Raw genomic sequence first — 17,043 nt, forward strand, 5'->3', positions numbered from 1 at the left:
GTTACGAACGCTTATACAGCGGCAGCCACAGCGTTAACCTGAGCCCGCCCAGCGGGCTGTCATCGGCTTTCACCCAGCCACGGTGCTGTTGCATGGCGGTTTCCACAATCGCCAGCCCCAGTCCCGTACCGCCCGATTCCCGGTCGCGCGCCTCGTCGGTGCGGTAGAACGGACGGAATATCTGCTCGCGATCTTCCGGGCTGACGCCAGGACCGTCGTCGTCGACAATGACGGTTATCCCGTCTTTATCCACCGAGAACGCCACCTCAATCTTCGTGTGCGAGTAGCGCAGGGCGTTACGCACGATATTTTCCAGCGCGCTTTCCAGCGCGTTGGGGTTACCGTAGAGCGGCCACGGGCCCGGCGGGAAGTTAACGGTGAAGGATTTGCCCATCTGCTCCGCTTCAAACGCCGCGTTGTCCAGCACCTCATGCCACAGATGATTGGCTTTCACCGTTTCGCTCACCAGCGCGTTTTTCTGCTGATTGCGCGACATCACCAGCAGATCGTTTATCATGCTGTCCAGGCGATGCGCTTCCGTCTCAATACGCTCCAGCTCTTTGCTCTCACCGCTGCGGCGGCGCAGCAGGGCGGTACCCAGCTGTAAGCGCGTGAGCGGCGTCCGCAGCTCGTGGGAGATATCCGACAGCAGGCGTTGCTGCGCGGTCATCATGCGGTCAAGAGCAGAGACCATCTGGTTAAAACTGGTTCCGGCGGCCAGGAACTCCTGCGGCCCGGATTCCAGCTCCGGATGCTGCCTCAGGTTGCCCTGCGCCACTTCGTCCGCCGCATTTTTCAGCTTACGCGCCGGTTTCGCCAGGCTCCACGCCAGCCATAATAGCAGCGGGGAACTGACCAGCATCGTGACAATCAACAGCAAAAGCGGACGGTCAAACAGCAGGTTGATGAAGTCGGACTGGGAACTGCTCGCAGGGCGAATCAGGTAGAGCTGATAATTGTCTTCCCCGTCCCGAACCGAGAAAGGACCAACCATCTCTACCCGACCATATTTCTTTTTCTGTGGGTGATCGGCGTTATCCGCCTGGCCAATAAAGTTGCGGATAATCTGCATTTCATTGCGATCGGCCCCAATCACGCGACCTTCGCTGGTGACCAGTAAAAGACGTTGTCCGGGGGGCGCCCACTTGTCGATAGCGCGAAACAGCCTGCGCCACCACATTAAATCGTTCGGCGGATCGTTTGCCAGCTCCGCTTCCACGTGCTGCTCGATCATCACGCCCTGACGTTGCTCGCTGTCGAGTAGCTCCGTCATCTGGCGTGAGTCGAGTTTTGGCAACATCAAAACGAGCATTAAAACCAGTGCCAGCGTCAGCCAGAAGATGGCGAAGATGCGGGCGGTTAAGCTGCCTATCATGAAGCGGAAACCATCAGATAACCACGACCACGCAGGGTTTTGAACCAGGGATGACCGTCTTTACGCTCCGGCAGCTTACGGCGCAGGTTCGAGATATGCATGTCGATGGCGCGGTCAAACGGGGTGAGGCGTTTGCCCAGCACTTCCTGGCTTAAGTGTTCACGCGACACCACCTGGCCGAGATGCTGCGCCAGCAGATACAGCAGGGTGAACTCGGTGCCGGTTAGCTCCAGCGTTTCACCGTCGAAGCTCGCTTCCTGTCGGCCCGGGTTCAGGCTCAGGGAGTCCACTTCCAGCGTAGGTGAGCTGTTGTCGGTATTCTGCTGCTGCTCGCTCCAGTGAGAGCGGCGCAGGATCGCGCGAATACGGGCCACCAGTTCACGGTCGTTGAACGGCTTAGGTAAATAGTCATCCGCACCCAGCTCAAGGCCGAGTACGCGGTCAAGCTCGCTGCCGCGTGCGGTCAGCATAATGACGGGGGTCTGGTGTGTCTGGCGAAGCTCTTTCAACGTATCAATACCGTTTTTCTTCGGCATCATGACGTCGAGCAAAAGTAAATCGATGCTGTCGTCAAGGAGACTCAGCGCCTGCTCGCCATCATGGGCAACCAGGACGTTGAAACCTTCCATGTCGAGCAACTCCTTTAAAAGAGATGTGAGCTCTCGGTCATCATCAACTAACAGGATTTTATTCATTGTTTAAATACCTCCGAGGCAGAAATTACGACATCAAGGCTATCTAATCCATGACTTTACGTTGTTTTACACCCCCTGACGCATGTTTGCAGCCTGAATCGTAGACTGTCTCTCGTTGAATCGCGACACGAAAGATTTTGGGAGCAAGTGATGCGCAAAGTTACCGCTGCCGTCATGGCCTCAACGCTGGCCTTCAGTGCGTTTAGCCAGGCTGCTGTAGCTATCATCAGCGATAACGGTTCCTCAGCAGAGGGCGCAACGCAGCACAGCAGCCAAAGCCATATGTTTGACGGCATAAGTTTAACCGAACATCAGCGTCAACAGATGCGAGATCTGATGCAGAGGGCAAGACACGACCAGCCCCCTGTTAATGTTAGCGAAATGGAGACAATGCATCGCCTTGTCACCGCAGAAAATTTTGACGAAAGCGCTGTACGCGCTCAGGCCGAAAAAATGGCGCAGGAACAGGTTGCCCGCCAGGTAGAGATGGCGAAGGTTCGCAACCAGATGTTCCACCTGCTAACGCCCGAGCAGCAAGCGGTTTTGAATACCAAACATCAGCAACGTATGAACCAGTTGCGTGAGGTTGCACGGATGCAGCGAAGCTCAGATATGACGCTTTTCAGTAGCAATAGCAGTACCCGTAGTAACCAGTAAACCCTGTTTTCCTTGCCATAGACACCATCCCTGTCTTCCCCCACATGATGTGGGGGTTTTTTTTGCCCATCGTTCCGGTTTGTTAACGCTTTATTCATCCTTTCACTCCACCACCATCCGTTATACTAGCGCCATGGCATGACAGGAGTGTTTATGAATCAATCCTATGGACGGCTGGTAAGCCGGGCCGCAATAGCCGCGACGGTGATGGCGTCGTGTTTACTGATCATTAAAATTTTCGCGTGGTGGTACACCGGATCGGTCAGTATTCTGGCGGCGCTGGTGGACTCACTGGTGGATATTGCCGCCTCGCTGACCAACCTGCTGGTGGTGCGCTACTCGCTGCAACCGGCGGATGAAGAGCATACGTTTGGCCACGGCAAAGCGGAATCGCTGGCCGCGCTGGCACAAAGCATGTTTATTTCGGGCTCTGCGCTTTTCCTGTTTTTGACAGGCATTCAGCATCTTGTTTCGCCGTCACCAATGAACGATCCGGGCGTTGGCGTGGTCGTAACGGTAGTTGCACTTATAAGCACACTTGTTCTTGTAACGTTCCAGCGCTGGGTTGTACGCAAAACACAAAGCCAGGCTGTACGGGCCGATATGCTTCATTATCAGTCTGATGTTATGATGAATGGGGCTATTCTTATTGCGCTTGGTCTGGCCTGGTATGGCTGGCATCGGGCCGATGCGTTGTTTGCGTTAGGGATAGGGATCTATATTTTATACAGCGCCTTGCGGATGGGGTATGACGCGGTACAGTCGCTTCTTGACCGTGCGCTTCCGGATGCAGAACGTGATGAAATTTATGCCATCGTGACCAACTGGCCCGGCGTCAGTGGTGCTCACGATCTTCGTACGCGGCAGTCAGGGCCGACCCGCTTTATTCAGATTCATTTGGAAATGGAAGACAACCTGCCACTGGTTCAGGCGCATATGGTCGCTGAACAGGTGGAGCAGGCGATTTTGCAGCGTTTCCCTGGGTCAGACGTCATTATTCACCAGGACCCATGCTCTGTCGTACCCAGGGCGTTTTGAGCTTTCGTAATTCGTTGTAAAAAAGTGAGCCAGAGCAGCATTTTGTGGATAAATTACCCCCATATGGCCTGACCTGAATCAATTCAGCTGGAAGGGATTGATATACTATTTGCAGTATTCGACGGTTGAACAGTTTCTTCCGGCAGCAGATTTCAATTTTGCATTCCTAAGTTCAGAGGTAGTCATGATTAAGAAAATCGGTGTGTTGACAAGCGGCGGTGATGCGCCGGGCATGAACGCGGCAATCCGTGGGGTTGTCCGTGCAGCGCTGACGGAAGGTCTGGAAGTTTTTGGTATCTATGACGGTTACCTGGGTCTGTATGAAGACCGCATGGTTCAGCTCGACCGCTACAGCGTGTCTGACATGATCAACCGTGGCGGTACTTTCCTCGGTTCTGCACGCTTCCCGGAATTCCGTGACGAACACATCCGTGAAGTGGCTATCGAAAACATGAAAAAACGGGGTCTGGATGCGCTGGTGGTTATCGGCGGCGACGGCTCCTACATGGGTGCAAAACGTCTGACTGAAATGGGCTTCCCGTGCATCGGCCTGCCTGGCACCATCGACAACGACATTAAAGGCACCGACTACACCATCGGTTACTTCACCGCGCTGGGTACCGTTGTGGAAGCGATTGACCGCCTGCGTGACACCTCTTCCTCTCACCAGCGTATTTCCATTGTTGAAGTGATGGGCCGTTACTGCGGTGACCTGACTCTGGCAGCGGCAATTGCCGGTGGCTGTGAGTTCGTGGTGGTGCCGGAAGTGGAATTTAGCCGTGAAGATCTGGTCGCTGAAATCAAAGCCGGTATCGCGAAAGGTAAGAAACACGCCATCGTTGCTATCACCGAGCACATCTGTGACGTTGACGAGCTGGCGAAGTACATCGAAACCGAAACCAAACGCGAAACCCGCGCGACCGTTCTGGGTCACATTCAGCGTGGTGGTTCCCCAGGCCCGTACGACCGTATCCTGGCGTCCCGCATGGGCGCGTACGCGATCGAGCTACTGCTTCAGGGACACGGCGGCCGCTGCGTCGGTATCCAGAACGAGAAACTGGTTCACCATGACATCATCGATGCCATTGAAAACATGAAGCGTCCGTTCAAAGGTGACTGGCTGGACTGCGCGAAAAAACTGTACTGATTGGCTCTGTTGCCCGGTGGCGGCAAGGTAAATGCAAAACGGTAACCCTTGGGTTACCGTTTTTTATGGTTGCTCCCTCTCCTGTGGGAGAGGGTTGGGGTGAGGGCATCAGTCCGCTCATTCACTTTTTTTATTCCTCCACGTTATAGCCAATCTTTTTTTATTCTTTAATCATCGGTTAGCTTTCTGGCACGCTGCATTCATCAAAACACTACACAAGAGAGCTGGGCGATGAATAAATGGGGCGTGGGGTTAACATTATTGCTGGCATCAACCAGCGTTCTGGCAAAGGACATTCAGTTACTGAATGTGTCGTACGATCCGACGCGTGAACTGTACGACCAGTACAACAAAGCTTTCGCGGCGCACTGGAAACAGGAAACCGGCGATAACGTGGTGGTTCGCCAGTCTCACGGCGGTTCCGGTAAGCAGGCGACATCGGTGATCAACGGTATCGAAGCCGACGTGGTGACCCTGGCGCTGGCTTATGACGTGGATGCGATCGCGGAGCGTGGCCGTATCGACAAAAACTGGATCAAGCGCCTGCCGGACAACTCTGCGCCATACACCTCGACCATCGTCTTCCTGGTGCGCAAAGGCAACCCGAAACAGATTAAAGACTGGAACGACCTGATTAAGCCGGGCGTGTCTGTCATTACCCCGAACCCGAAAAGTTCCGGCGGCGCACGCTGGAACTACCTGGCGGCCTGGGGCTACGCGCTGCACCACAACAACGGCGATCAGGCCAAAGCACAGGACTTCGTCAAAGCACTGTTTAAAAACGTCGAAGTGCTGGACTCCGGCGCGCGCGGCGCAACCAACACCTTCGTCGAGCGCGGCATCGGCGACGTGCTGATCGCCTGGGAAAACGAAGCCCTGCTGGCGACCAACGAGCTGGGTAAAGACAAGTTCGAGATCGTCACCCCGAGCGAATCCATCCTCGCTGAGCCGACCGTCTCCGTCGTCGATAAGGTTGTTGATAAGAAGGGCACCAAAGCGGTGGCGGAAGCCTACCTGAAGTACCTCTACTCACCGGAAGGGCAGGAAATTGCGGCGAAAAACTTCTACCGCCCACGCGATGAGGCCGTCGCGAAGAAATACGAAAACGCCTTCCCGAAACTGAAGCTGTTTACTATCGATGATGTTTTTGGCGGCTGGACCAAAGCGCAGAAAGAGCACTTCTCTAACGGCGGCACCTTCGACCAGATCAGCAAGCGCTAAGCGTTTTACAAAGAACGACACGGTAACCCGGTGTGAGAAATCCGCCGGGTTTTTTATTTGGTCATCATTTTGCGTTACTCTTTTGCTTCTATTGAAAACAGGGAACGCGTTGTGAAAAAAATTATCTTACTGATTCTGATCGTTATCGCCCTTGCCGCAGGCGGCGTGTACTGGATGAAAGCGGGTAATCCGAATGCGTTGCGTCATATCGTTCTCGACCAGTGTGTGCCCAACCAGCTGCATAACCGTAACCCGGCACCGTGCGCGCAGGTGAAGCCAGATGCGGGCTACGTGGTGTTCAAAGACCGCAACGGACCGTTGCAATACCTGCTGATGCCCACGTACCGTATCAACGGCACTGAAAGCCCGCTGCTGACAGAGCCGCAGACACCGAATTTCTTCTGGCTGGCATGGCAGTCTCGTCATTTTATGAGCATGAAACGAGGGGCCGACGTGCCTGACAGCGCCGTTTCGCTAACCATCAACTCCCCGACCGGGCGCACGCAAAACCATTTTCATATCCACATCTCCTGTCTGCGCCCAGACGTGCGCGAGAAGCTGAACGCGTCGCAGGGGCAAATCAGCACCCAGTGGTTACCGCTTCCGGGCGGGCTGGAAGGGCATGAATACCTTGCCCGTCGGGTGACGGAGAACGAACTGGTGCAGCGCAGCCCGTTTATGATGCTGGCGGAAGAGCTGCCAGAAGCGCGCGACCATATGGGACGCTTCGCGCTGGCGATGGCGCAGCAGTCAGACGGCTCGTTTGTATTGCTGGCGACAGAGCGTAATTTGCTTACCTTTAACCGCGCGTCGGCTGAGGAATTGCAGGATCATCAATGCGATATCCTGAAGTGACCCCACCATAAATAGCGTTTACTCGCCCTGCCTGTCGCCGTAGACTTGCTGAAAAATTCTACAGGAGACAGGTATGTCGCTCTGGTTAACGCATCCTCTGCTGCTTCCCTCGCTGATCGTCGGCGTCACCATCGTGCTGTGGGCGACGTCGCTGTTGCCCGAATTTATCACCGCGCTGCTGTTTTTCACGGCGGCGATGGCCGCCAGAATCGCCCCGCCGGAAGTAATCTTCGGCGGCTTCGCCTCGTCTGCCTTCTGGCTGGTGTTCAGCGGCTTTGTGCTGGGTGTGGCGATTCGGAAAACCGGCCTGGCGGACAGGGCCGCCCGGGCGCTGTCGGCAAAGCTTACCGACTCCTGGGTGCTGATGGTGGCAAGCGTTGTGCTACTGAGCTATGCCCTGGCATTCGTGATGCCGTCGAACATGGGACGTATTGCGCTGCTGATGCCGATTGTCGCCGCGATGGCGAAGCGGGCCGGCATTCCTGATGGCTCGCGGGCCTGGTTTGGCCTGGCGCTGGCGGTCGGGTTTGGCACCTTCCAGCTCTCGGCCACTATTTTGCCCGCCAACGTGCCCAACCTGGTGATGAGCGGCGCGGCGGAAGGCTCATACGGTATCCACCTGAACTATGTTCCGTATCTGCTGCTGCACACCCCGGTGCTGGGTATTCTTAAAGGCCTGATTCTGATTGGCCTGATCTGCTGGCTGTTCCCCGGCAACCCGAAACCGGCGAAGGATCTCGCGCCATCGGAACCGATGGGGCGTGACGAAAAACGGCTCGCCTGGCTGCTGGCGGTGGTGTTGACGATGTGGGTGACGGAGAGCTGGCACGGCGTGGGCCCAGCGTGGACAGGGCTGGCGGCCTCGGTCGTCGTTATGCTGCCGCGTATAGGTTTTATCACCGGGGAGGAGTTCTCGGCGGGGGTGAATATGCGTACCTGTATTTACGTCGCGGGTATACTCGGGCTGGCCATTACGGTAACGCAGACCGGTATCGGTTCGACCGTAGGTGAAGGGTTGCTCCATATCATGCCGCTGGATGCAGACCGTCCGTTTACCAGCTTCCTGGCGCTGACGGGGATCACCACGGCGCTCAACTTCATTATGACCGCCAATGGCGTTCCGGCGCTGTACACCACGCTGGCGCAGAGCTTCTCGGACGCGACCGGCTTCCCGCTGCTGTCGGTGATCATGATCCAGGTGCTGGGGTATTCCACACCGCTGCTGCCGTATCAGGCGTCGCCAATTGTGGTGGCGATGGGCTTAGGGAAAGTGCCTGCGAAGGCGGGGATGCTGCTCTGCCTGGCGCTGGCGATTGCGACGTATCTGGTGCTGCTGCCGCTGGATTATTTGTGGTTTAGCGTATTAGGACGTTTGTAGTGGTTTTGTAGGGCGGGTTAGCGAAGCGCCACCCGCCACAAAGGCAATTACGCCTGCTTAGCCGCTTCTGCCGCTTTAACGATCACCGCGAAAGCGTCTGCTTTCAGGGATGCGCCGCCAACCAGCGCGCCATCGATGTCTGGCTGGGTGAACAGCTCAGCTGCGTTTGATGCGTTAACGGAACCGCCGTACTGGATGATGACCTGCTCAGCCACTTTCGCGTCTGCTTTCGCAATGTGGTCACGAATGAACTTGTGCACCGCCTGTGCCTGCGCTGGAGTTGCAGATTTGCCGGTACCGATCGCCCAGACTGGCTCGTAAGCGATAACCGCGCCTTCGAACGCTGCCGCGCCCTGGGTTTTCAGCACAGCGTCGATCTGACGTGCGCACACTTCTTCGGTTTTACCCGCTTCGTTTTCTGCTTCGGTTTCACCGATGCACAGAACCGGGATCAGACCCTGCTCTTTCAGCACAGCGAATTTCTTCGCGATGAACTCGTCAGATTCTTTGTGGTAGGTGCGACGCTCAGAGTGGCCGATGATGATGTATTTCGCGCCGATGTCTTTCAGCATTTCAGCGGAGGTTTCACCGGTAAACGCGCCAGACAGGTTAACGTCAACGTTCTGCGCGCCCAGAATGATGTGGCTGCCGTCAGCGGCACGTTTAGCCAGATCCAGGTACATATCCGGCGGAGCGATAGCAACCGCGCAGCCGGTCACGCCAGCCAGCTCTTTACGCAGGTTAGCAACCAGTTCGTTTACCATGTGGCGGCTGCCGTTCAGTTTCCAGTTACCCATCACTAAAGGATGTCGCATTTCAATTCTCCACGCTCAATAAGCGAATTAAGGAATATGGCCACCCTTAAGGGCAGCATGGTCTGTGAATCAGTATAGAGATTTTCCCTTGAAAGGCTTTGCTTTTTGTCATTAATTCGCCCCCTCGAGTGCGTCTGATAGGGCCAGCTTAATCGGTTCAACCGCGAAGGTCAGCCCCTTTTCGCCGTTATCTGCGACGACATAGCGAACGGCACCTTCCGTATCGGCGTAATAGTGTTTGTTTTTCCCCGCGGTAAGAAGTTTTTGCAGCTTTTGCTGGCTTTGTGCTTTCGTGAAGGTGGGGGTAAAGGCGCGCAGAATAGCGCTCATGTACTCCAGCGCTTTCGCTTTCGCCGCTTTCTGCTCTGGGCCCTGAATCGGCAGCCAGGTGATCTGCATGCTTTTGATTTTTAACGTTCCGCGCTCAAGGGCGGTAGAGGCATACAGATTCTCGTTAATTTTGCTGGCCGCGCGGGTCAGGGTCGGCGTATCGCGGGCGCTGTCAATCGCTCGGAACTCTCCCAACGGAAGTGAGGGATTTTCTTTGTTGAAGGCTTCGCGGAACTGGCTGATAGATTGATCGAAAGAGGGAGCGCCCGCCAGAAGATAGGGGGCGGTGACCGGGGAAGCCGTTTCCGTGGCGTACAGGGAAAAACTGGCGCTCAGCATCGCTAAACACAAATAAAGAGAGTGTGCCGAACTTTTCATCAACATTGCCCCTGGCCGTCATTGCCCATGATTAAAACGATATCTGGTCGGCTTGTCAAAAGGTCACAACTCCAGGGTAAAATGCGGGCTAAACAATAATAAGGAACCTTACATGACCATACAGCAGTGGCTGTTTTCATTCAAAGGGCGTATTGGGCGCCGTGACTTCTGGATCTGGATTGCAACGTGGGTTGTCGCCATGCTGCTTCTGTTTTTTGTTGCCTACAACGCATGGCTGAGCACGCAAACCGCGGCATTTGCGCTGGTCTGTTTACTGTGGCCAACCGCCGCCGTGGTGGTGAAACGTCTGCACGATCGTGGCCGCTCCGGCGCATGGGCTTTCCTGATTATTCTGGCGTGGATGCTGGTGGCGGGGAACTGGTCATTGCTGCCCTCAATCCTCCCATGGGTGGTGGGCAGACTGCTGCCGACGGTTATCTTTGTAATGATGGTTGTCGAACTGGGCGCGTTTATCGGCACCCAGAGCGAGAACAAATATGGAAAAGATACCCTTGAGGTGAAGTACCGCTGATCACCAGTAGTGTTCGGCGGTCATGTGGCCCGGCCGACGGCGAAGGTGCTTCGTCATCTGCCGGGTATCCTTCAGCAACTGCTGTGTATCGCGTACCATCTGCGGGTTACCGCACAGCATCACATGGCTGGTTTCGGTATTCATCGGTAAACCCACCGCCTCTTCCAGCGCGCCGCTTTCAATCAACGCCGGAACGCGACCGGTTAACGAGCCAGCTGCGGTTTCGCGGCTGACCACCGTCTGAATTTTTAACTTTCCGCCATATCGCTGTTCCAGCGCCTGCATCTGCGGCAAATAGCTCAGGTCTGCGGCGTAGCGCGCGGCGTGAACCAGCACGATATTTTTAAAGCGCTCCAGATCTTTGCCGTATTGCAGAATGGAAAGATACGGGCCGATGGCCGTGCCGGTCGCCAGCATCCAGAGCGTGTCACAGTCGGGGATTTCATCCAGCACGAAGAACCCCGCCGCGTCGGAGACAATCTGCACTTCATCGCCTGGCTTCAGCGCGGCGAGGCGCGGGCTGAGCTTACCGTCCGGGACGGTGACCAGATAGAACTCAAGGTCCGGGTTATCAGGCGCATTAACGTAAGAGTAGGCGCGCTGTACGCGTTCACCGTCGATATCCAGCCCGAGTTTGGCAAACTGCCCGGCAGTAAACGGATGAACGGGAGCGTGCAGCGTGAGGCTAAATAGCGCATCGGTCCAGAACTGTACCTTTGTGACTTTACCTGTTACCCAGTCCGCCATGATCTTCTCCTGTGCTGTTTCTCTCTTCTATCTTCCGTACTTGTGGGAAACATTTCCAGCCCATTCGGGCCGGAAAGCTCTATCGATCAAACGGTTTTACAGAATGTGCGTCTGTACGTCCGGATCTTTACGATCGAGATAATGAATGGACTTAATGCGGCGAATAGTGCGGGATTTACCGCGGATCAGCAGGGTTTCAGTGGTGGCCATGTTGCCCTTGCGGGTGATGCCGTCCAGCAGATCGCCTTTGGTGATGCCGGTTGCGGAGAAGACCACGTTATCGCTGCGGGCCATCTCGTTTAGCGCGAGCACTTTATTGGCCTCGATGCCCATCGCCGCGCAGCGCGCCAGTTCGTCTGCACCAATGCGAAGGTTCTCGTCGCTGTCGCCTTTGACCTCATGGCGTGGCAGCAGACGCGCCTGCATATCGCCGTCCAGCGCGCGGATCACTGCCGCAGAGACCACACCCTCCGGCGCGCCGCCGATGCCGTAAAGCACGTCGACTTCGCTGTCAGGCATGCAGGTCAGAATAGAGGCGGCAACGTCGCCATCCGGAATAGCAAATACGCGCACGCCAAGCGTTTGCAGGTACGCGATGGTGGCGTCGTGGCGCGGTTTCGCCAGAATGGTCACGGTGAGTTCGCTGAGCGCTTTACCCAGCGCCGCAGCGATATTGCGCAGGTTGGCGTCCAGCGGCAGACTAAGGTCGATAGCGCCTTTAGCGCCAGGACCGACGATCAGCTTTTCCATGTACATATCGGGCGCGTTGAGGAAGCAGCCCTTATCGCCCACCGCCAGTACCGCCAGCGCGTTGGCCTGGCCCATCGCCGTCATGCGCGTGCCTTCGATCGGGTCGACCGCGATATCCACCGCATCGCCTTTGCCGGTCCCGACCTTTTCACCGATGTAGAGCATCGGCGCTTCGTCGATCTCGCCTTCACCGATGACGATAGTGCCGTCGATGTTAACCTGATTAAGCACAATGCGCATGGCGTGGACGGCTGCGCCGTCTGCGGTATTTTTGTCGCCACGGCCCAGCCACTTGTAGCCTGCGAGGGCGGCAGCTTCGGTGACGCGGGAAAACTCGATAGCAAGTTCACGTTTCATGAGGTACTCGTACAATCAAAAGGAATTGCACGAAGTTTATCACAGAGTGGGGAGGGTCGAGGGGACCGGTGCGGTTGGAGCCCCTCACCCTAACCCTCTCCCCAGGGGAGAGGGAATATAGGCTTACTCGTCGTGCTCTTCCCACGCCAGGGCACGTTTCACCGCTTTCTTCCAGCCGCTGTAGCGGTAGTTGCGCTCGGTGGTTTCGATGCCAGGACGGAATTCGCGTTCGATAACCGCTTTTTCCTGAAGCTCGTCGAGGTTTTGCCAGAAGCCAACCGCCAGACCTGCCAGATACGCCGCGCCCAGCGCCGTCACTTCTCGCACCTCAGGACGTTCAACGCGGGTGCCCAGAATGTCGGACTGGAACTGCATCAGGAAGTTGTTGGCTACCGCACCGCCGTCCACGCGCAGGGCGTGCAGACGAATGCCGGAGTCAGCCTGCATCGCTTCCAGCACGTCGCGCGTCTGGTAGGCGATGGATTCCAGCGTCGCGCGAATGATGTGGTTTGAGTTCACGCCGCGCGTCAGGCCGAAAATCGCGCCGCGGGCGTACGGATCCCAGTACGGTGCGCCCAGACCGGTGAACGCTGGCACCACGTACACGCCGTTGGTGTCTTTCACTTTGGTCGCGAAGTATTCGGAGTCAAACGCGTCGCTAATCAGCTTCATCTCGTCGCGCAGCCACTGAATGGAGGCACCCGCCATGAATACCGCGCCTTCCAGGGCATAGTTCACTTCGCCGCGCGGGCCGCAGGCGATGGTGGTCAGCAGACCGTTTTCTGATTTCACCGCTTTCTCGCCCGTGTTCATCAACATAAAGCAGCCGGTGCCGTAGGTGTTCTTCGCCATCCCTTCTTTTACGCACAGCTGGCCGAACAGGGCTGCCTGCTGGTCACCGGCGATACCGGCGATAGGAATACGCGTGCCGCCTTTACCGCCAATGTTGGTCTGGCCGTACACTTCTGAAGATTTACGCACGTCTGGCAGCATCGCTCGCGGAATGTCCAGCGCGTCCAGCATCTTGTCATCCCACTCCAGAGTGTTGATGTTGAACAGCATGGTGCGCGAGGCGTTGGTGTAGTCGGTGACGTGAACGCGTCCCTGAGTCATCTTCCAGATAAGCCAGGTATCGACGGTACCGAAGAGCAGCTCGCCACGACGTGCGCGCTCGCGTGAACCTTCCACGTGGTCGAGGATCCACTTCACTTTGGTGCCGGAGAAATAGGGGTCAACCACCAGGCCGGTGGCGCTGCGCACGTACTCTTCCATCCCATCGCGCTTCAGCTGTTCGCAGATCTCTGACGTACGGCGGCACTGCCAGACGATGGCGTTGTAGATGGGCTTACCGGTTTCGCGCTCCCAGACCACAGTCGTTTCACGCTGGTTGGTGATACCGATAGCGGCAATCTGGTCAGAACTGATGTCGGCTTTCGCCAGCACTTCCACCAGCGTGGAGCTTTGTGATGCCCAGATCTCCATCGGGTCGTGTTCAACCCAGCCTGGACGCGGATAAATTTGCTCAAATTCGCGTTGAGACACGCTGACAATGTTCGCGTCATGATCCATTACGACAGCGCGGGAGCTGGTAGTGCCCTGGTCGAGCGCAACGATATATTTTTTTTCGGTCATGGTATGTGTCCCGTAGTCAGATTACAGCGAAGCTTTTTGTTGTGTGGTGGAAGTTGTCTCTTTTTCCTCTTCCACACAGGTGTCGCACGGTAAGTGGCGACCAATTAATTTGCGATAGCCGAATGCGCCCAGTGCCGCCCCTACAATTGGCCCGAACAGCGGAACCAGGAAGTAAGGAATGTCTTTGCCGCCCGTGAAGGCGACATCGCCCCATCCCGCAAAGAAGGCGAAGGTTTTTGGACCCAGGTCACGCGCCGGATTCATCGCAAAACCGGTCAGCGGACCCATGGATGCGCCAATCACCGCAATCAGAAGGCCAATCAGAAGTGGTGCCAGCGGGCCGCGCGGAATGCCGTTTCCGTCGTCGCCCAGCGCCATAATGACGCCCATCAGAATAGCGGTAATCACCATTTCAACTGCGAACGCCTGCACAAAATTGATATGCGGATTCGGATACGTTGAGAAAATGCCTGCCAGATCCAGACTTTCGACACTGCCACGCACCATATGATGCGTCTGTTCGAAGTCGATGAAAAGATTGTAATAAAGCCCGTAAACTAACGCCGCTGCGCAAAAGGCGCCGGCAAATTGCGAAATGATGAAAGGAACAACTTTGCGTCCGTCAAAGCACGCGAATAGCCACAACGCGATGGTCACCGCCGGGTTAAGATGTGCGCCGGAAACCCCTGCGGTCAGGTAGATGGCCATCGCCACGCCCAGACCCCAGATAATACTGATTTCCCACTGACCAAAACTGGCACCCGCCACTTTCAGTGCAGCGACACAGCCTACTCCGAAGAATATCAACAACCCGGTACCCAGGAACTCGGCAATGCACTGGCCTTTTAAGGTTGATGTCTGACTCATAATCGGAATCCTGCAAAAGAGTAATGTTTATTGTTTGCGTGACCGCCCGTGACAGTCACGATGCCCTGTAGACATAGTGTTAATTTATCGTTAACGAGCACAAACGAGAAATATCGAAATCGAAATGTGTGGTCTGTGTCAATAAAATGAGCGTTTTCGCGCCATAAGGCGCGTTTTTGCATCAGGTAATGATTGTGGGTTGAATCATTTCTTTAACTTATGGGTTAACAACTTAGGGGTATATGCGGCGAACGCACCAGGACGAGGCCGAAAAGTGTTGCAAACCGCGATCTGCGTGGCATGCCGCTGGACAGGGGCGACGGCGCTCCATACAATCGGAACATATGTTGTGCGCGTTTACGTTAAAGCGTCGCCTTGCAATTCAGGAGAGGTAGGATCATGTCTTTAGAAGTGTTTGAGAAACTGGAATCGAAAGTACAGCAGGCGATTGACACCATCACGCTGCTGCAAATGGAAATTGAAGAGCTGAAAGAGAAGAACAACTCCCTGTCTCAGGAAGTTCAGAATGCTCAGCACAGCCGCGAAGAACTGGAGCGCGAAAACAACCAGCTGCGCGAACAGCAGAACGGCTGGCAGGAACGCTTGCAGGCGCTGCTGGGACGTATGGAAGAAGTCTGATTTCCTTGGGAATGAATTGAACAGGCCGGGTAAGGCGTAGCCGCCACCCGGCTTTTTTATGCATCTCGCTTACCGATTAACTACTCAATATCCAGCGCATCCTCAGAAAGGATAATGCCGGTATTGTCAGCATAAAGGTGGTCACCCGAGAAGAAGGTCACGCCGCCGAAGTTAACGCGCACGTCGCTTTCGCCGATGCCTTCACCCGCTGCGCCAACCGGAATGGCGGCAATGGCCTGAATACCGATATCCAGATCTTCCAGATCGTCCACCTGGCGCACGGAGCCGTAGACCACAATCCCTTCCCACTCGTTTTGCACCGCAAGGCGGGCGAGGTCCGCATCGATCAGTGCACGGCGCACTGAACCGCCACCATCCACCAGCAGAACGCGGCCACGACCGTTCTCTTCGAGCAAATCGTACAGCAACCCGTTGTCCTCGAAACATTTCACCGTGATGATTTGTCCGCCAAACGACGACCGTCCACCAAAGTTGGAGAACAGGGGTTCAACGACGTTGACATCTTCCTGGTAGATGTCACAAAGCTCGGAGGTATCGTATTTCATAGGTTTAACGCTCTGTTGCTGCGAATGTGTTCAGTATATCGTGCGAAATGCGTTGTTGGCAAAATCATCAATTGTTAATTGATATTTGTCAGCTAACTCAGCGTCTGGCTTAAGACAATCCCGATGACGAACAGCAGGTTAGTCAGTAACGCGCCTTTTACCGTACGTTCCAGCATCGGTGGCATGGCGGCCGGGCTGCGTTCACGCATGACATAGCGGGCCTGCTTAATCAGCAGCGGTGCGGCGAGCACAAACAGCCAGCCCCACAGGCTGTGCAGAGAGATCAGATTGAACAGTGCCAGGCAGACCAGCGCGCCGATGAGCAGGAAGGCGTGATAGCGGCGTGCATTCACCGGACCCAGACGCACGGCCAGCGTGTTTTTACCGTTCTCGCGGTCGCTGTCGATGTCGCGCAGGTTATTGATATTCAGCACCGCCGTCGCCAGCAGACCGCAGGCGGTCGCCGGCAGGAACAGGGCAGGTATCACCGTATGCGCCTGCAAGTACCAGCTTCCCATCACGCTCAGCCAGCCGAAGAACACCAGCACGGAGATGTCGCCCAGGCCAATATACCCGTAAGGACGCGTCCCGACGGTATAGGTAATGGCTGCAATAATGGCAAGCAAGCCCAGCACCAGGAAGCCAATGAAATCACTGGTGGTTTTCGACGCGACCGTCACCAGCGCCAGCCCGGACAGGCAAATCAATACCACGGTGATAATCAGCGCCCGTTTCATCTGTGCCTGGGTAATCACCCCTTTTTGCATCCCGCGCAGCGGCCCGATACGGTCAGGCTTGTCGCTGCCCTTTACCGCATCGCCGTAATCATTTGCGAGATTAGAGAGGATTTGCAGCAGCCCGGCGGTGACAAGCGCCAGGCCTGCTACCAGCGGATCGAAATGACCCTGCCACCAGGCAAGCGTGGTACCGACAATAATGGCGGCAAAAGCCAGAGGAAGCGTTTTAGGGCGCAGACTTTCGAGCCACGCCTGTGTACGGCTGATATCAGTCATAGTTATTTAGCCAATAAAAATGGGGGCCATAGCCCCCATCAACAGTGATGA

General features: G+C 55.9%; 18 protein-coding genes. 8 read left to right on the plus strand and 10 right to left on the minus strand.

Translation table 11 applies throughout. The annotated features are described in order from the left end of the window. Position 1 precedes the first annotated feature (1 nt). The gene (gene cpxA / locus ACOTYB_RS15725) at positions 2–1,375 is read right to left on the minus strand and encodes an envelope stress sensor histidine kinase CpxA (RefSeq protein WP_003862003.1); all 1,374 of its coding nucleotides are present in this window, start codon (positions 1,373–1,375) and stop codon (positions 2–4) included. Next, positions 1,372–2,070 (minus strand): envelope stress response regulator transcription factor CpxR, encoded by a 699-nt coding sequence (gene cpxR / locus ACOTYB_RS15730; RefSeq protein ID WP_003862004.1) that lies wholly within the window; start codon positions 2,068–2,070, stop codon positions 1,372–1,374. Before cpxR ends, cpxA begins: the two co-directional genes overlap by 4 nt. A gap of 150 nt (positions 2,071–2,220) precedes the next feature. Here cpxR and cpxP point away from each other — a divergent pair, with 150 nt between their 5' ends. The 6 genes from cpxP to ACOTYB_RS15760 all read left to right on the plus strand — a co-directional run bounded on the left by cpxP (position 2,221) and on the right by ACOTYB_RS15760 (position 8,366). Further along, positions 2,221–2,727 (plus strand): cell-envelope stress modulator CpxP, encoded by a 507-nt coding sequence (cpxP, locus tag ACOTYB_RS15735; RefSeq protein WP_003862006.1) that lies wholly within the window; start codon positions 2,221–2,223, stop codon positions 2,725–2,727. Between the two features lie 153 nt (positions 2,728–2,880). After that, positions 2,881–3,765, plus strand: coding sequence for a CDF family cation-efflux transporter FieF (fieF, locus tag ACOTYB_RS15740; RefSeq protein WP_022652064.1), 885 nt, complete (start codon positions 2,881–2,883; stop codon positions 3,763–3,765). A gap of 184 nt (positions 3,766–3,949) precedes the next feature. Then, entirely contained in the window at positions 3,950–4,912 is a 963-nt protein-coding gene (gene pfkA, locus ACOTYB_RS15745) for a 6-phosphofructokinase (protein ID WP_003862009.1), read from the plus strand. A gap of 231 nt (positions 4,913–5,143) precedes the next feature. After that, positions 5,144–6,133, plus strand: a complete 990-nt coding sequence (locus ACOTYB_RS15750) for a sulfate ABC transporter substrate-binding protein (RefSeq protein WP_003862012.1) — start codon at positions 5,144–5,146, stop codon at positions 6,131–6,133. Positions 6,134–6,244: 111 nt separating this feature from the next. Next, the gene (locus ACOTYB_RS15755; protein WP_003862014.1) at positions 6,245–6,988 is read left to right on the plus strand and encodes a CDP-diacylglycerol diphosphatase; all 744 of its coding nucleotides are present in this window, start codon (positions 6,245–6,247) and stop codon (positions 6,986–6,988) included. A gap of 73 nt (positions 6,989–7,061) precedes the next feature. Beyond that, on the plus strand, positions 7,062–8,366 hold the full coding sequence (locus ACOTYB_RS15760) for an SLC13 family permease (RefSeq protein ID WP_048209936.1): 1,305 nt from the start codon (positions 7,062–7,064) through the stop codon (positions 8,364–8,366). 47 nt (positions 8,367–8,413) lie between these two features. On the opposite strand, the gene tpiA is transcribed toward ACOTYB_RS15760, so the two are convergent. Then, a complete protein-coding gene (tpiA, locus tag ACOTYB_RS15765) occupies positions 8,414–9,181 on the minus strand; it encodes a triose-phosphate isomerase (protein WP_003862019.1) in 768 nt (255 codons plus the stop codon). A 111-nt stretch (positions 9,182–9,292) separates the two neighbouring features. Continuing rightward, complete coding sequence (locus ACOTYB_RS15770; protein ID WP_409248955.1) at positions 9,293–9,889, minus strand: DUF1454 family protein; 597 nt, start codon at positions 9,887–9,889, stop codon at positions 9,293–9,295. A 112-nt stretch (positions 9,890–10,001) separates the two neighbouring features. On the opposite strand from ACOTYB_RS15770, the gene ACOTYB_RS15775 reads away from it, so the two are divergent. Beyond that, positions 10,002–10,421, plus strand: a complete 420-nt coding sequence (locus tag ACOTYB_RS15775) for a DUF805 domain-containing protein (protein WP_003862022.1) — start codon at positions 10,002–10,004, stop codon at positions 10,419–10,421. Here the strand turns inward: ACOTYB_RS15775 and fpr are convergent, their stop codons facing one another. The 4 genes from fpr to ACOTYB_RS15795 all read right to left on the minus strand — a co-directional run bounded on the left by fpr (position 10,422) and on the right by ACOTYB_RS15795 (position 14,774). Further along, the gene (gene fpr, locus ACOTYB_RS15780) at positions 10,422–11,168 is read right to left on the minus strand and encodes a ferredoxin--NADP(+) reductase (protein ID WP_003862024.1); all 747 of its coding nucleotides are present in this window, start codon (positions 11,166–11,168) and stop codon (positions 10,422–10,424) included. Between the two features lie 96 nt (positions 11,169–11,264). After that, positions 11,265–12,275 (minus strand): class II fructose-bisphosphatase, encoded by a 1,011-nt coding sequence (gene glpX, locus ACOTYB_RS15785; protein WP_023315041.1) that lies wholly within the window; start codon positions 12,273–12,275, stop codon positions 11,265–11,267. A gap of 123 nt (positions 12,276–12,398) precedes the next feature. Further along, complete coding sequence (glpK, locus tag ACOTYB_RS15790; RefSeq protein ID WP_003862028.1) at positions 12,399–13,907, minus strand: glycerol kinase GlpK; 1,509 nt, start codon at positions 13,905–13,907, stop codon at positions 12,399–12,401. 21 nt (positions 13,908–13,928) lie between these two features. Next, positions 13,929–14,774 (minus strand): MIP/aquaporin family protein, encoded by an 846-nt coding sequence (locus ACOTYB_RS15795; protein WP_003862030.1) that lies wholly within the window; start codon positions 14,772–14,774, stop codon positions 13,929–13,931. Positions 14,775–15,173: 399 nt separating this feature from the next. Here ACOTYB_RS15795 and zapB point away from each other — a divergent pair, with 399 nt between their 5' ends. Next, positions 15,174–15,413 carry a septal ring assembly protein ZapB gene (gene zapB / locus ACOTYB_RS15800; protein ID WP_003862031.1) on the plus strand — a complete coding sequence of 80 codons (240 nt, stop codon included), beginning with the start codon at positions 15,174–15,176 and terminating at the stop codon, positions 15,411–15,413. An 80-nt stretch (positions 15,414–15,493) separates the two neighbouring features. Here the strand turns inward: zapB and rraA are convergent, their stop codons facing one another. Both rraA and menA read right to left on the minus strand, forming a co-directional pair. Further along, entirely contained in the window at positions 15,494–15,979 is a 486-nt protein-coding gene (gene rraA / locus ACOTYB_RS15805) for a ribonuclease E activity regulator RraA (protein WP_003862032.1), read from the minus strand. 92 nt (positions 15,980–16,071) lie between these two features. Next, entirely contained in the window at positions 16,072–16,992 is a 921-nt protein-coding gene (gene menA, locus ACOTYB_RS15810; protein ID WP_022652060.1) for a 1,4-dihydroxy-2-naphthoate polyprenyltransferase, read from the minus strand. Positions 16,993–17,043: the final 51 nt, after the last annotated feature.

Source organism: Enterobacter cloacae complex sp. IR5450, from assembly GCF_049238665.1.
Taxonomy (GTDB): Bacteria; Pseudomonadota; Gammaproteobacteria; order Enterobacterales; family Enterobacteriaceae; genus Enterobacter; species Enterobacter hormaechei_C.

Excerpts from the sequence above, each read along its gene's own strand:
- cpxA (WP_003862003.1), bottom strand. The coding sequence starts at position 1,375 with ATGATAGGCAGCTTAACCGCCCGCATCTTCGCCATCTTCTGGCTGACG.
- cpxR (WP_003862004.1), bottom strand. The coding sequence starts at position 2,070 with ATGAATAAAATCCTGTTAGTTGATGATGACCGAGAGCTCACATCTCTT.
- cpxP (WP_003862006.1), top strand. The coding sequence starts at position 2,221 with ATGCGCAAAGTTACCGCTGCCGTCATGGCCTCAACGCTGGCCTTCAGT.
- fieF (WP_022652064.1), top strand. The coding sequence starts at position 2,881 with ATGAATCAATCCTATGGACGGCTGGTAAGCCGGGCCGCAATAGCCGCG.
- pfkA (WP_003862009.1), top strand. The coding sequence starts at position 3,950 with ATGATTAAGAAAATCGGTGTGTTGACAAGCGGCGGTGATGCGCCGGGC.
- ACOTYB_RS15750 (WP_003862012.1), top strand. The coding sequence starts at position 5,144 with ATGAATAAATGGGGCGTGGGGTTAACATTATTGCTGGCATCAACCAGC.
- ACOTYB_RS15760 (WP_048209936.1), top strand. The coding sequence starts at position 7,062 with ATGTCGCTCTGGTTAACGCATCCTCTGCTGCTTCCCTCGCTGATCGTC.
- tpiA (WP_003862019.1), bottom strand. The coding sequence starts at position 9,181 with ATGCGACATCCTTTAGTGATGGGTAACTGGAAACTGAACGGCAGCCGC.
- ACOTYB_RS15770 (WP_409248955.1), bottom strand. The coding sequence starts at position 9,889 with ATGAAAAGTTCGGCACACTCTCTTTATTTGTGTTTAGCGATGCTGAGC.
- ACOTYB_RS15775 (WP_003862022.1), top strand. The coding sequence starts at position 10,002 with ATGACCATACAGCAGTGGCTGTTTTCATTCAAAGGGCGTATTGGGCGC.
- fpr (WP_003862024.1), bottom strand. The coding sequence starts at position 11,168 with ATGGCGGACTGGGTAACAGGTAAAGTCACAAAGGTACAGTTCTGGACC.
- glpX (WP_023315041.1), bottom strand. The coding sequence starts at position 12,275 with ATGAAACGTGAACTTGCTATCGAGTTTTCCCGCGTCACCGAAGCTGCC.
- glpK (WP_003862028.1), bottom strand. The coding sequence starts at position 13,907 with ATGACCGAAAAAAAATATATCGTTGCGCTCGACCAGGGCACTACCAGC.
- ACOTYB_RS15795 (WP_003862030.1), bottom strand. The coding sequence starts at position 14,774 with ATGAGTCAGACATCAACCTTAAAAGGCCAGTGCATTGCCGAGTTCCTG.
- zapB (WP_003862031.1), top strand. The coding sequence starts at position 15,174 with ATGTCTTTAGAAGTGTTTGAGAAACTGGAATCGAAAGTACAGCAGGCG.
- rraA (WP_003862032.1), bottom strand. The coding sequence starts at position 15,979 with ATGAAATACGATACCTCCGAGCTTTGTGACATCTACCAGGAAGATGTC.
- menA (WP_022652060.1), bottom strand. The coding sequence starts at position 16,992 with ATGACTGATATCAGCCGTACACAGGCGTGGCTCGAAAGTCTGCGCCCT.